Origin of the sequence: Paenibacillus turicensis (assembly GCF_050461185.1) — a bacterium.
In the GTDB taxonomy this organism is placed as follows: Bacteria; Bacillota; Bacilli; order Paenibacillales; family Paenibacillaceae; genus Fontibacillus; species Fontibacillus turicensis_A.
This window is the reverse complement of record NZ_JBCMOR010000005.1, coordinates 1,122,304-1,135,997: the sequence shown is the minus strand read 5'-3', so window position 1 is coordinate 1,135,997 and position 13,694 is coordinate 1,122,304. Positions and strand designations below refer to the sequence as shown.

The 13,694-nt window shown below is 39.0% G+C and carries 14 protein-coding genes; all 14 read left to right on the top strand.

Going from position 1 to position 13,694, the window contains the following annotated elements:
- The first annotated feature begins 97 nt into the window (after positions 1–97).
- The 14 genes from ABE099_RS07380 (at position 98) to ABE099_RS07315 (ending at position 13,663) form a co-directional block, all read left to right on the top strand.
- Entirely contained in the window at positions 98–868 is a 771-nt protein-coding gene (locus tag ABE099_RS07380; protein ID WP_430028879.1) for a ClpP family protease, read from the top strand.
- Complete coding sequence (locus tag ABE099_RS07375; RefSeq protein WP_430028877.1) at positions 865–1,092, top strand: YlzJ-like family protein; 228 nt, start codon at positions 865–867, stop codon at positions 1,090–1,092. Before ABE099_RS07380 ends, ABE099_RS07375 begins: the two co-directional genes overlap by 4 nt.
- 79 nt (positions 1,093–1,171) lie before the next feature.
- Positions 1,172–3,889, top strand: coding sequence for a DNA translocase FtsK 4TM domain-containing protein (locus ABE099_RS07370; protein WP_430028874.1), 2,718 nt, complete (start codon positions 1,172–1,174; stop codon positions 3,887–3,889).
- Between the two features lie 150 nt (positions 3,890–4,039).
- On the top strand, positions 4,040–4,861 hold the full coding sequence (gene sleB, locus ABE099_RS07365; RefSeq protein ID WP_430028872.1) for a spore cortex-lytic enzyme: 822 nt from the start codon (positions 4,040–4,042) through the stop codon (positions 4,859–4,861).
- Between the two features lie 167 nt (positions 4,862–5,028).
- On the top strand, positions 5,029–6,309 hold the full coding sequence (yfmF, locus tag ABE099_RS07360) for an EF-P 5-aminopentanol modification-associated protein YfmF (protein WP_430028870.1): 1,281 nt from the start codon (positions 5,029–5,031) through the stop codon (positions 6,307–6,309).
- Between the two features lie 5 nt (positions 6,310–6,314).
- Positions 6,315–7,598, top strand: coding sequence for an EF-P 5-aminopentanol modification-associated protein YfmH (gene yfmH, locus ABE099_RS07355; protein ID WP_430028868.1), 1,284 nt, complete (start codon positions 6,315–6,317; stop codon positions 7,596–7,598).
- Entirely contained in the window at positions 7,599–8,363 is a 765-nt protein-coding gene (gene ymfI / locus ABE099_RS07350; RefSeq protein WP_430028866.1) for an elongation factor P 5-aminopentanone reductase, read from the top strand.
- A gap of 78 nt (positions 8,364–8,441) precedes the next feature.
- Entirely contained in the window at positions 8,442–8,696 is a 255-nt protein-coding gene (locus ABE099_RS07345) for a DUF3243 domain-containing protein (RefSeq protein ID WP_210087792.1), read from the top strand.
- A gap of 192 nt (positions 8,697–8,888) precedes the next feature.
- Positions 8,889–9,647, top strand: a complete 759-nt coding sequence (locus tag ABE099_RS07340) for a DUF3388 domain-containing protein (protein WP_430028864.1) — start codon at positions 8,889–8,891, stop codon at positions 9,645–9,647.
- A 39-nt stretch (positions 9,648–9,686) separates the two neighbouring features.
- Positions 9,687–10,703, top strand: coding sequence for a RodZ domain-containing protein (locus ABE099_RS07335; RefSeq protein ID WP_430028862.1), 1,017 nt, complete (start codon positions 9,687–9,689; stop codon positions 10,701–10,703).
- Positions 10,704–10,809: 106 nt separating this feature from the next.
- Positions 10,810–10,980, top strand: coding sequence for a hypothetical protein (locus ABE099_RS07330; RefSeq protein WP_430028860.1), 171 nt, complete (start codon positions 10,810–10,812; stop codon positions 10,978–10,980).
- Positions 10,981–11,111: 131 nt separating this feature from the next.
- On the top strand, positions 11,112–11,603 hold the full coding sequence (locus ABE099_RS07325; protein WP_430028858.1) for a YajQ family cyclic di-GMP-binding protein: 492 nt from the start codon (positions 11,112–11,114) through the stop codon (positions 11,601–11,603).
- 129 nt (positions 11,604–11,732) lie between these two features.
- On the top strand, positions 11,733–12,332 hold the full coding sequence (pgsA, locus tag ABE099_RS07320) for a CDP-diacylglycerol--glycerol-3-phosphate 3-phosphatidyltransferase (protein WP_430030526.1): 600 nt from the start codon (positions 11,733–11,735) through the stop codon (positions 12,330–12,332).
- Positions 12,333–12,388: 56 nt separating this feature from the next.
- Positions 12,389–13,663, top strand: coding sequence for a competence/damage-inducible protein A (locus ABE099_RS07315; protein ID WP_430028856.1), 1,275 nt, complete (start codon positions 12,389–12,391; stop codon positions 13,661–13,663).
- Positions 13,664–13,694: the final 31 nt, after the last annotated feature.

The window sequence follows — 13,694 nt, the reverse complement described above, 5'->3', positions numbered from 1 at the left end:
AAACTCCTTTTTGTGTTGTAGTACTTTTGCAAGTATAGGTTGTAGTGTCATCTCCACATACTAAGGCATCAATGAAATACTTAGGAGGACCAACCTAATGACAGAAAAACAAACCAAAATAAAAAATGAGGAACAAGAACCTGTTTCACCACCTGTAGAAGAGCCAAGTGATAAAAAAACAGATGTTCCCCAAATGATTCAGCAACTAGGACAAACCTCTGTGCCGACGAGCAATGAGTCTAATGTATATTGTTTAACCATTATAGGACAAATCGAAGGACATCTTGTGCTTCCACCTCAAAATAAAACAACGAAATATGAGCATCTCATTCCTCAATTAGTTGCTGCAGAACAAAGTAAACAAATCGAAGGCTTGCTTATCATCTTAAATACAGTTGGTGGAGATGTTGAGGCAGGGCTGGCGATTGCAGAGATGTTATCATCACTAACCAAACCAACGGTAACGGTTGTTATTGGGGGTGGACATAGCATTGGTGTACCGATTGCTGTTGCCTCTGATTATTCCTTTATAGCAGAAAGTGCTACCATGACGATTCATCCAATAAGAATGACAGGAATGGTAATTGGTGTGCCTCAAACCTTTGAATACATGGAGAAAATGCAAGAAAGGGTTGTACGCTTTGTCACAACACATTCCAGAATGTCTGAAAGTATGTTTAAAGAGCTTATGTTTAAAACAGGTGAGCTAAATCGAGATATTGGTACCGCAGTAGGTGGAGCAGATGCAGTGAAATATGGGTTAATTGATGGTATTGGTGGAATAGGTGAAGGGCTTTTAAAACTTAATGAATTAATTACTCAAAAGAAATCTGCGATTAGCACACAATATGGGGGGCTTACACAATGAGTGATTATTATGATCCTTATACCTTTGAGGCTTATGGGAGTCCTGAGGATCAAGTTCAAAATTATATTGAAGTTGATATGAATGGGGTATTAATGCAAGTTCGGATGGAAGGGACAAATAAAGCTACGATTATTCGTCTGTTACGCTGTAATTTAGATTACTATTTAGATCCTGCATATGCCCCAGGGAGTCAAATCATGTTTATGCCTCAATTGATGTCGTAGTCTATATATGAATATATTGTTTCTTATAGGTGTCCCTCGGATGAATATGGTATAATATTCTTCTGGGGGGTGTTCCTTTTTGGCTGCAAAACGTAAAAAAAGAAAAAGGAAATCTGCTGCAATTGGTAGCATACTTAAATATGAAATATATGGGATCATCCTAATTACATTATCCATGATTGCTTTAGCCGGTGAAGCGGCTGTAGGTCGAACATTGTCAAAGATGTCTGCCCTTTTACTTGGGAAATTTTATTTTACTATACCTTTGATTGGCATATATATCGGACTTGCGGTTATGATTCATCGCAAATGGCCTACAAAATGGAGTCAGAAAAAAAGTGGGTTATTGCTTGCTGTTCTAGCCTTAGTATTGATGAGTACAATTTTAACAATGAAGCAAAAAATGATGCCGGGCGTTTCCTTAACTGCCTCGCAAATATTTAGTCAAATCAATGGAGATATTCGGTCTGCCTTATTTCAGCCTGGCAATGAAAATATAGGCTTTAGTATGGTGAATTTAAATATTAGCGGGGGTTACATAGGAGGAATAGAGTTTACTCTTCTGTATTCATTATTTGGAATGGCAGGAGCTACACTCATCATGATCGTGATGTTAGCCATTAGCTTTATGTTAATTACCGGATTATCCTATGTGGAAATGTTTAGAGTCGCTCGAACCCATGCTGGGCAATGGAGTAAGCTAATAAATAAAAAGCTACATTTGTTACGTCCAGTTCCTGTTAGACAAAGTAAAAGACAAAAGGTGAGTCCCCCTATCTCTGAACCTCTTCAGGAAGATGAGGAGCAAGCTCAAACTACTTTCGATAGTCAGGATGGGGTTGAGACCTCCTCGGCTCAAGGAATCAAAAAAATGTTGGTTCAATTGTTAGGCTTTAAAAATAAAAAAGAAATACCTTTGCCAGAGGATACTGTTCAGAAGGATGCTTTATCCTCCTCTAATCAAGAAGAACAAAGGTCTGGTCCTGTGATGATTAATTGGAATGATCTTGATTATGATCAGGAAGGTTGGCACTCATCTGAACAAGAAGCAATAGAGCCTTTGTCAGAGGACAAGCATCTTACATCGCAAGAAACGGGTCCAATAATACGTGATTTCTTCGATCACATTCAGAAGGAAGAGAACTTTGAATTTGAGGAAGAACTCACAGATCCTAATAGCCTTGATATGGCTTCTACTGAAAATGTACAAGTTGATGTTGATTCACAAAGAGAGGCAGAACTGGAAGGTGGGGATATGACTCAAGCTGAGACTGCCGATGTTGCGTCGGATTCTGATTCATCATTAGCTTTAAATTCAGAGCTTGGCCCAGATTTAAACCAAACTGAACCGCCTCCACCCAAACCTGCTCCTAAGCCTTATAAGTTACCATCCTTCCGTTTGCTTTCAAAGCCTTCAGGTGGAGGTAAGTCCAAGGATCAAGCAGATTATATGCAAACCGCGCGTAAGCTTGAAGCGACACTTGAAAGCTTTGGTGTACGTGCGCGTGTGCTTGAGGTCGTCAGAGGACCAGCAGTAACAAGATACGAAATTCAGCCAGATATTGGTGTGAAGGTAAGCCGAATTGTGAATTTGACCGATGATATTGCATTAGCGCTTGCCGCTAAAGATATTCGGATGGAAGCTCCAATCCCAGGGAAATCAGCCATTGGTATAGAGGTTCCAAACAATGAGGTTTCATTAGTGACAATGCGGGAAGTCATGGAGACGCAAACGTTTCAGGAAGCAGAGTCTAAGCTTTCGATTGCATTTGGACGAGACATTTCAGGGGCTACAATTGTAGGGAATCTTGCTAAAATGCCCCATCTATTAGTAGCAGGAGCAACAGGTTCAGGAAAATCGGTATGTATTAATGGGATTATTACGAGTATTTTGTACAAAGCAAAGCCAGATGAAGTTAAATTTTTAATGGTAGACCCTAAAATGGTGGAGCTAAACGTATATAATGGCATTCCTCATTTGCTTGCACCGGTTGTGACCGATCCTAGACGTGCTTCGCTTGCACTCAAAAAAATTGTAGTCGAGATGGAAAAGCGTTATGAGCTGTTCTCTAAATCAGGAGCCAGAAATGTAGAAGCCTATAATACGATGATGAAGGATATACCTGAAAATATATTGCCTTATATCGTCGTTATTGTAGACGAGTTAGCTGACCTAATGATGGTTGCTGCTAATGATGTAGAGGATGCAATTGCTCGGTTAGCACAGATGGCTCGTGCAGCAGGGATTCATCTCATCATTGCTACTCAGCGTCCTTCTGTTGATGTTATTACTGGGGTGATCAAGGCCAATATTCCATCGCGTATTGCATTTGGTGTTTCCTCTCAGGTTGACTCTAGAACGATTTTAGATATGGCAGGCGCCGAAAAATTGCTTGGACGTGGTGATATGTTATTTATGCCGATGGGCGCATCTAAGCCTGTTCGTGTACAAGGGGCATTTATGAGTGATCAAGAAGTCGAAGCGATTGTTGGATATGTGAGTGGACAAGGTCAAGCCGAATATGATGATTCGTTAGTTCCTGAGGTAGAGGAAGAAGACCAAAGTCATGAAGAAGTGGTGGATGAATTGTTTGACCAAGCAGTACAAATTGTGGTTGATGCAAAGCAAGCGTCTGTATCCCTATTGCAACGTCGAATGAGAGTAGGTTACACGCGTGCTGCTCGTCTCATTGATTCAATGGAAGCTAGAGGTATTATTGGTCCGTATGAAGGAAGTAAGCCGCGTGAAGTATTAATGTCAATTGAGCAATATAAAATGGGTAAAATATCGTCTTAACTATATGTTGATAATGTCCTAAACTAGATAACTGTAGAAGGATCTGTGCGTTTATGTACAGGTTCTTTTTTTTGTTTATGAATAGGAAATGAGGTCGTTTGTCATACTAAAGTCAATCACATTTCAAATAAAGAAAGGTAGACTACACGTATGAAAAAAGCAAAAATATGGTTGGCTGCCGGATTGGTATTGCTATTATTTTGCCTTGTATATGGGCCAAATCCGTTTCCGAAAGGAAGCACGAATGCTCATGCTTTAGAACAAGGAGAGCCCGAAGTTGAGCCGGTATTTAGCTCACAGGTAATACAACAAGGTGCATATGGTCAAGATGTGTATGAGCTACAAGGTCGACTCAAATTTCTTGGATTTTATTATGGCAAAATAGACAGTCAGTTTGGTTCTAAAACGAAAGATTCCTTGAAATGGTTTCAATCTGAATTTGGTCTAAAGGTAGATGGGATTGCAGGTGGAAAAACAAAATTAAAGCTATATAATGCTACCAAAGCTTGGAAGCCTGGACAAAATGATGGTACTACTGGTGCGCAAGGCAATAAAGGTAACAAAGACTCTGGTAACAAAGAGACAGCAAAGCTTAGCCCGTCAAACAATCATGGATTATCCGCTAATGATTTGAAGATTATGGCAAATGCGGTGTATGGAGAATCACGTGGTGAGCCTTTTGAGGGACAAGTTGCTGTCGCTGCTGTTATTTTAAATCGTGTCAAATCACCAAGCTTTCCGAATTCAGCATCAGGGGTTATATTCCAACCCGGTGCATTTACGGCAGTAGCAGATGGTCAAATCTACTTAGAACCAAATGAATCTGCTCGTAAAGCAGTACAGCAAGCACTTAATGGATGGGACCCTTCAGATGGTTGTTTATACTATTTCAACCCTGTAACAGCCACCTCTAAATGGATTTGGACACGTCCACAAGTCAAAACGATTGGGAAACACATTTTCTGTATGTAAGTAACATACTAGGGCAATCGCTTAAGAAATGAGATCAAAAACCATTTCAAAGTGATTGCCCTAAGCTTCTTGTGAGCAGGTTGCTTCTTTACTTTGAATTGGTATAGAATGGAACTATTCATGTTACAGTAAGCGCAATTACACTTTCTTGAAAAGGAGTTTTAGGCTTGAATAAATTTGCATTTGAGCGTGGGCATGTAGGCAATGTCGCTATCCATGTTTTGCCAACCACTCGGTTTAAAACATTTGCTGTTTCATTATATGCAGGAATCCCTCTTCAAGAGGAGACTGTTACTGAAACGGCGATAACGCCATTTGTGTTAAGACGTGGTACACAATCTTTCCCAGAAAGTATTGCATTTAAGGAGCAATTAGAGCATTTATACGGAGCGGGGTTTGGATTTGATGTATACAAGCGGGGTAACTATCAAATTGTACAATTTCAGATGGATACCATTAATGATGTTTTTGTGCAAAGTGATGAATCGTTATTGGAAAAAAGTTTTTCTTTTTTAGGTGAGGTCATTACAAAACCTGCTTTAGAAAATGGAAACTTTAAAGCTTCTTATGTGCAGGCTGAAAAGGATAATGTAAAGCAAAAATTAGAATCTATTATTAACGATAAAATACGATATGCATCTGAGCGTTGTCTTGAAGAAATGTTTAGAAATGATCCTTATCGTTTACATCCGCTTGGAAAGCGTGAACATATAGATAGGGTTACATCGGAGTCATTATATGCTGCATACCAGCATTGGCTTGCACAAAGCAATCTAGATTTGTATGTTGTAGGGGATACAAGCTTACAAGAAGTAGAGCGATTGGTGGAGCGTTATTTTAATCTAAATCGTACAGGAACGTATGGGTACAGTCATGAAGTCAGTCAATTTAGTAAAGAAGATGTGCGTCATGTTGAGGAAAAACTGGATGTGAACCAAGGCAAACTTAACTTAGGACTTCGCACTCCAATAACTTATGCTAGCGATCAATATCCAGCTGCATTAGTTTATAATGGCATTTTAGGCAGCTATCCTCATTCCAAGCTGTTTATTAACGTACGTGAGAAGGCTAGTCTTGCTTATTATGCTTCATCTCGATTAGATGGGCATAAAGGTTTTGTAGGTATTCAGGCGGGAATTGAAATTAAAAATTATGAGCAGGCTCTTTCAATCATTCAGGCACAGCTTGAAGCATTGCGCAATGGTGAAATTAGTGAGACGGAGATGGAACAAACCAAGGCAATGATTAGAAACAGCTTGTTACAGCTGCAAGATTCGGCTTTTGAGATGATTAGCTTTGATTTCAATTCTGTCTTGTCTGGAAAAGTTCGATCTGCAGACCAATTGTTAGCTGCAGTAGAACAAGTTACTGTACAGGATGTAGTTGCAGTTGCGCAAACGGTTCATTTAGACACGATCTACTTTTTAACAGGGCAAAAGGAGGAATAGCAAAAGTGGAAGTGATAACGTACGATAATTTGCAGGAAACATTATATTACGAGCAGCTCCCTAATGGTCTACAGGTTTATGTCCTTCCTAAAGATGGATTTCAAAAAACGTATGCTACCTTTGCCACTCGTTATGGATCTATAGATAATCACTTTAAAGTGGCTGGGCAAGACGAACAGCAGGTTCCTGACGGTATCGCTCATTTTCTTGAACATAAAATGTTTGAGGAGCCTGATGGTTTAGATGTATTTACCAAATTTGCTGCGAATGGTGCGTCTGCCAATGCGTTCACGAGCTTTGAGCAAACTGTATACTTATTTTCAGCAACAGATCATATATTGGACAATATTGAAACGCTAATCAACTTTGTTCAAAATCCTTACTTCACAGATGAGAACGTGGAGAAGGAAAAGGGGATTATCGGTCAAGAAATTAATATGTATGGAGATAATCCGGATTGGCGTGTTTATTTTGGCTTAATTGAAGCGATGTATAACTTACATCCTATGCATATTGATATTGCAGGTACAGTGGAATCGATTAGCACGATAACGAAGGAAACGCTGTACACCTGTTACAATTCGTTTTACCACCCTAGCAACATGTTATTGTTTGTGGTTGGTGGGGTTGATGCTGAGGAAGTAATAAATGTGGTTAGAAGTAATCAGGAGCAAAAGAAATATGAGCCACAAGGCAATATTGAGCGTTACTTTGAACCTGAGCCAACCGCTGTACACGAAGCAAGAAAAGTGATTAATTTACCTGTTTCGTTACCAAAATGCCTATTTGGATTTAAAGAAAAAGTTACAGGCTTAACGAAGGAAGCATTAATTCGGCGAGATATGGTCACTAAATTAGGTTTGGATCTGTTGTTTGGTTCAAGCACTAAGCTGTACCAAAAGTTATACGATGAAGGCTTAATTAACGATGGATTTGGTCATGAGTACAATAGTAATCCTAACTATGGCTTCTCAGCGGTTGGGGGAGATACAAAAGACCCTGAAGCATTACTATCTATTGTTAAGCAAGAAGTAAGTAAGATGTTAGAGACAGGTATTGCGGCTGAAGATTTTGAACGTGCTCGCAAAAAGAAAATGGGTGGGTACTTACGTATGTTGAATTCACCTGAAAATATTGCTCATGAATTTACAAGATATGCGTTCCGCGGTGGTGATTTGTTTTCTGTACTTAATGTGTATGAATCTATTACGCTGCAGGAAGTAAATGACCGCTTACATGAGCATATTGATTGGGAGCAGGTATCTGTGTCGCTTGTGGTGAGCCCATAAATGTTATCAAATAAATTGGATAAGACGTTACAGGAAATGACGGTATTAATTACAGGGGCAAGTAGAGGTATTGGTGCAGATATTGCACTTCGCTTTGCCTCTGTAGGCATGAATGTCATCATTCATTATCTTAATTCGCATGAAATGGCGAACGATGTCGCAAGAAAGTGTATGGAGCTGGGTGCTAATGTGTTAACGGTATCTGCGGATTTAAGGCAACGTGCAGATATTGTGAAAATGAAAGAAAAATTAGACTCCCATCAATTAAAGCCGGATATTTTAGTTAATAATGCGGGTATCTCTCACTATAGTATGGTTGCAGATGTAGATGAAGATAAATGGGACGAAGTCATGGCAGTCAATTTGAAAAGTGTATTTTTATGTAGCCAGCTTTTTATGCCATATATGATCACACAGCGCTTCGGAAGAATTATTAACGTTTCCTCAATATGGGGGATTTCTGGAGGATCATGTGAGGCTGTTTATTCTGCAGCTAAAGGTGGGGTAAATGCTTTTACTAAAGCACTTGCTAAGGAGCTAGCCCCTTCTGGTGTTACTGTTAATGCAGTTGCACCTGGTGCAGTAAAAACCGATATGATGGAGCGCTTTGGTGAAGAGGAACTAAAAATGTTGGCGGATGAAATTCCACTTGGACGATTAGCTGATCCTGAAGAGATCGCTTCACTTGTATACTTCCTTGCTTTGCCGGAATCGAGCTATATTACAGGACAGATTATTTCTCCAAATGGTGGATGGCATACGTAGTGTATAAAAAGTAATCCTTTAACGCATATTACAACTGTTGATTTTAAATCTATAGCTTCAGGTGAAGGAGGATTTAGGATGTCAACAGTGCTTAAAAATTTCGATACCTGGAAAAAGTTTTTGGGTGAACGTGTCAAGCAAGCAGAGAAAATCGGCCTAAGTGAAGATACAATTTCTAATCTCGCATATGAGATTGGTGGTTTCCTCGATGAAAAGGTTGATCCTCAAAACACTGCTAACCGCACACTCAAAGAACTTTGGGATGTGGGCACCGAAGAGGAGCGTAAAACAATTGCGCATCTAATGGTGAAGCTTGCGAAGAAAAATGCATAGCTTGATGACGGAAGAGCTCTCCTGTGTAGGAGGGCTTTTCGCCCATTTTTGTATAGAACTTGCCTTTCAAAAAGAAATTATATATGATTAGACACGTATTGTTTTTTTTTGAAATATGGCAGGAAATAAGACCTAATTTGTCGAATTTCGAATAATAATGTTTTAGAATTTAAAAAAAGGTGTTTTTGTATAATGAAACAGTGGTATATGGAATATAAAATTCATAAAAATAGACCAGGCTTACTTGGAGATATTGCTTCGATGCTTGGTATGTTAGGCGTAAATATTATAACTATTAATGGTGTCGAAGGACATACTCGTGGTATGCTGTTAGAATGTAATGATGATGAAAAAATGAAGCAGATTGGCGAATTACTAAGTAATGTAGATGGCATTACAATTACAGCCTTTCGAAGTCCTAAGCTTGTTGATTTATTAGCAGTAAGACATGGGCGTTACATTATGCGAGATTCGGATGATGAAAAAACATTTAGATTTACGCGTGATGAACTTGGATTGTTAGTCGATTTTTTAGGTGAAATTTTTAAAAGACCAGGTCATCAGCTTATTGGTCTTAGAGGCATGCCCAGAGTAGGGAAAACAGAGTCGCTAATTGCTGGAAGTGTATGTGCCATGAAACGTTGGACTTTTTTGTCTTCCACGTTATTGCGTCAGACAGTACGTAGTCAGCTGTCAGCAGAGGAAATGAACCCAGAACATATTTTTATTATTGATGGCATAGTAAGTACGATTCGATCAAATGATAAGCATTACCAACTGTTACAAGAGGTTATGTCGATGCCTTCTACAAAAGTTGTGGAGCACCCTGATATTTTTATTCAGGAGTCTGCTTACAATTATGACGATTTTGACATAATTATTGAATTGCGTAACAATTATGATGAGCAAATCGTTTATGAAACGTTTACTACTATTTATGAAGATATGTAACTATAAATTATATACTGAATAACAATGGAGGTGATGATGGTGTCTGATTTGGGTCAGAAATTAAAGGAAGCCCGTCTTGCGAAAGGGTTGTCCTTAAATGATATACAAGAATTAACTAAAATTCGTAAACGATATTTAGAAGCCATCGAAGCGGGGGATTATAAAGTATTACCAGGGAGCTTTTATGTGCGGGCATTTATTAAAACCTATGCGGAAACCGTTGGACTTGATCCTGACGAGCTACTAGCAGAACATAGTGATCATGTTCCTGCTGCAGTGCAGTCAGAACAAACGATGGAACCAGTGATCCAAAAAAGACGTAGTCGGTCAGAAGTAACTCAAAATGCAAAATGGTTATCCACGGCATTAATGTGGTCGTTTGCTGTTCTTATTTTAGTCGTTATTTATTGGTATATTTCAAGCTATGGCAAAACAGATGAAGTTAAAAATACGCCTGATGATGGTAAAATTACACAAACGCAAGATCCAAAAAATTCAACAAATCCATCGAATCAAGGGAATACCACAACGCCTACTACACCAAGTAATAATGAAACAAAAGAGCCACAAAATAACACAGAGCAGCCTCCTACGGGACAGCCTAATTCCGAACAACCCCCTGGGACAAATGAGCCTAACCCAGTTGATTCATCTTCTAATCAGCCTACAGGTCAAATTGTAGTGGCCCAGGATGGAAAGGACGGCAGTGCAATTAAGTATAAAGTACAGAACTCTGGTGGAAAACCTGTAGAGGTAGTCATTACAGCAACAGGAAAAAGCTGGATGGAAGTGCGTAAAGGAAATAAAAATGGCGAAAAGCTTTATTATGAAACAATAGATAACGGAACTGAAATAAAATTTGAATTAGCTTCTGAGGGACTATTTATTAAATCTGGAGCGGCTAAAAATACATCGATTAATGTAGGTGGTACCGTTGTTGAGGATGGAAGAAATACAGCTCGTATCCAGTTAAATCTTAGTGATGAAACTAATACAGATGCATCGAATGGAAATTCATCAAATACAGATAATAATCAAAATGTGACAACACCATAACGAACTAACTAGATAACTAGTTTTTTGGTGAATAATGGATGTTTCTTATGGAGAGACTAGTGTTTGCATGGAAAACTTATCTCTTCATAAGTGAGGTGTTAGCATAATGACAGTCAGCTGGATAGTTACTGGAGTTGGTATCGTTGTAACTCTGTTAGGTTACTATTTAACGCCTAGTGCTTGGGGCTATGGGATTTTAGGATTTGGCTTAGCTCACGTTGTACTGGGGATTCTGGATATGTTTCGTAGTCCAGAGCGTCGCAAGAGTGGAAGTTAGGTTGACGCTTTAAGCGTTGCAGTGTTTTTAAAAGCTGCAACGCTTTTGTTTCGTACAAAACAACCTCCCATGGACTTTGGGAAAACTTTTACATATAATTAAATGATGATAAAGAGAAAGGGTTGTTGATGATGGCTTCAGAAAGTTCTTATGATATTGTTTCAAAAATGGATATGCAGGAGCTTACAAATGCAATAGACCAGACTGAACGTGAAATTGCAAGTCGGTTTGATTTTAAAGGGAGTAAAAGCGAATTGAAGCTAGAGAAGGATGTCCTTGTTGTCTTATCTGATGATGAGTATAAGCTCAATGCGGTTATTGATATTTTGCAGTCCAAAATGATTAAACGAGGTTTACCGATTAAAAACTTGGATTATGGCAAAATTGAGCCAGCTTCTTTAGGTGCAGTTCGTCAACGTATTGGGCTGAAAAGTGGAATTGATCAAGAAAATGCTAAAAAAATTAATGTGTTAATTCGTGATTCAAAATTAAAAGTAAAAAGTCAAATTCAAGGTGATCAAATACGCGTCACAGGTAAAAGTAAGGATGATTTACAGCAAATTATGCAGCTTTTACGTAAAGCGGATTTAACTGTTGATGTACAATTTACAAACTTTAAATAAAGATGATGGTAGTGAAAGCTGATGGCTTGATATTATTGGGGGTAGACTAATGCCGGAAAATGTAAAACATGACATGGCGGTTGAATATCTTTACACTTCTCTGTTTGTTAGGGAGGAATTAGTGTGAATCTGAATTTACCAAACCGTATTACGCTTCTTCGAATTTTTATGATTCCTTTAATGCTTATTGCTTTGTTAGTTGATGGACAATGGTGGACACAGGAATTAACGATGGGTACATATCATTTACCACTTAACCAGCTTGTAGGTGCGGTTTTATTTATTGTTGCTGCTGGCACTGATGGAATTGACGGTTATCTCGCACGCAAGCATAATCAAGTTACCAATTTAGGTAAGTTGCTTGATCCGTTAGCGGATAAGCTGTTAGTAACAGCTGTATTAATCGCACTTGTTGCAATGGGCAAATGCGAGTCTTGGATGGTCATTGTAATTATTAGCAGAGAGTTTGCGGTAACTGGCTTACGTGAGGTTGCTTTACTGGATGGCTCGGTCATTGCTGCTAGCAAATGGGGGAAGGCAAAAACAATTACTCAGATTGTAGCTATTTCTGCGCTTTTATTAAACAATTTCCCATTTGAATGGTTAAATATTCCTTTTGATTATTATGCAATATGGTTAGCGGTCATTATTACTATCTATTCAGGTATTGACTATTTTGTAAAAAATAAAAAATTGTTTTTATTTTCTAAGGTGAACCCAAAGTCGTAAATCATTAAATGTATTTTGACTTGATTGCTACTCTAATTCGCAAGGAGACATATGTAATGAAGGCAGAAATTATTGCAGTTGGTACAGAATTGTTGTTGGGACAAATTGTGAACTCCAATGCTCAATACTTGTCTCAGGAGCTTGCATCCCTTGGTATTGATGTGTATTTCCAAAGTGTTGTTGGTGATAATATGGGGCGGTTATGTGAAGCGATCCAAATTGCTTCTGACCGAGCAGATGTTGTTATCTTTACTGGTGGGATTGGTCCTACTCAAGATGATTTAACTAAAGATGCGCTTGCTGCTGTATTAAAGAGACCACTGCATATTGATAGAATGGCGATGGATCATGTTGATCGTTTTTTCAAGGATCGTGGTGTTCCGATGACAGAAAACAATCGTAGACAGGCTTTAGTGATAGATGGAAGTACACCTCTGCCAAATGAAACTGGACTAGCCGTAGGAAATGCCATTGCACAGGATGGACACTTTTATATCGTACTCCCTGGTCCTCCTAAAGAAATGAAGCCAATGTTTGAACTGCAAGCTAAGCCATGGATACTACAGCATGTTTTAACGGATGAAATGCCGATTTATTCTAAAATGCTTAAGTTTGCTGGTATCGGAGAATCTTTGCTTGAAACTAAGCTATTGGATCTTATCGAAGCACAAAGCGATCCTACAATTGCTCCTTATGCTAAAGAGAGTGAAGTCACAATTCGTATTTCAACAAAGGCGAATAGTGAGCTTGAAGCGATGAGTAAGCTTGCAGGAACAGAGCAAGAAATTCGTAATCGTTTAGCAGAGCATTTGTATGCAACAGAAGATGTACCCATTGAAAAAGTGATTGTAGATATGATGACTGAACAAGGGACTACAGTAAGTGTTGCAGAGAGCTGTACTGGTGGATTGCTTATGGAGACGATCACAACGATTCCAGGAAGTGCTACTGTCTTTTCAGGTGGTATCGTTACATATTCTAATGCAATGAAGGAAAAGCTGCTGAATGTGCCTCATAAGCTGTTAGAGGGTGAGGGGGCTCCTGGGGCTGTAAGTGAAGAGACTGCAATTGTAATGGCTGAGCAAGTTCGAATGATTGGTGATGCCGATTATGGATTATCGATTACGGGTGTAGCTGGACCCGCTTATTCTGAACGCAAACCGGTTGGATTAGTTTATGTTGCCCTAGCAATTCGTGATCAAGGGACAGAGGTATACGAGTTGCACCTCAAGGGGAATCGTGATACGATTCGTGTAAGATCAGCGAAAACGATTCTTTATTATTTGTGGCGAAAGTTGAAGCAAAAAGAGTCTGAAGGCTCGCAAGCCTAATATGTTCAACGTAATCGTATATAACGAAATG

Coding starts and splice junctions, on each gene's coding strand:
- ABE099_RS07380 (WP_430028879.1), top strand. CDS start 98: ATGACAGAAAAACAAACCAAAATAAAAAATGAGGAACAAGAACCTGTT.
- ABE099_RS07375 (WP_430028877.1), top strand. CDS start 865: ATGAGTGATTATTATGATCCTTATACCTTTGAGGCTTATGGGAGTCCT.
- sleB (WP_430028872.1), top strand. CDS start 4,040: ATGAAAAAAGCAAAAATATGGTTGGCTGCCGGATTGGTATTGCTATTA.
- ymfI (WP_430028866.1), top strand. CDS start 7,599: ATGTTATCAAATAAATTGGATAAGACGTTACAGGAAATGACGGTATTA.
- ABE099_RS07345 (WP_210087792.1), top strand. CDS start 8,442: ATGTCAACAGTGCTTAAAAATTTCGATACCTGGAAAAAGTTTTTGGGT.
- ABE099_RS07340 (WP_430028864.1), top strand. CDS start 8,889: ATGAAACAGTGGTATATGGAATATAAAATTCATAAAAATAGACCAGGC.
- ABE099_RS07330 (WP_430028860.1), top strand. CDS start 10,810: ATGACAGTCAGCTGGATAGTTACTGGAGTTGGTATCGTTGTAACTCTG.
- ABE099_RS07325 (WP_430028858.1), top strand. CDS start 11,112: ATGGCTTCAGAAAGTTCTTATGATATTGTTTCAAAAATGGATATGCAG.
- ABE099_RS07315 (WP_430028856.1), top strand. CDS start 12,389: ATGAAGGCAGAAATTATTGCAGTTGGTACAGAATTGTTGTTGGGACAA.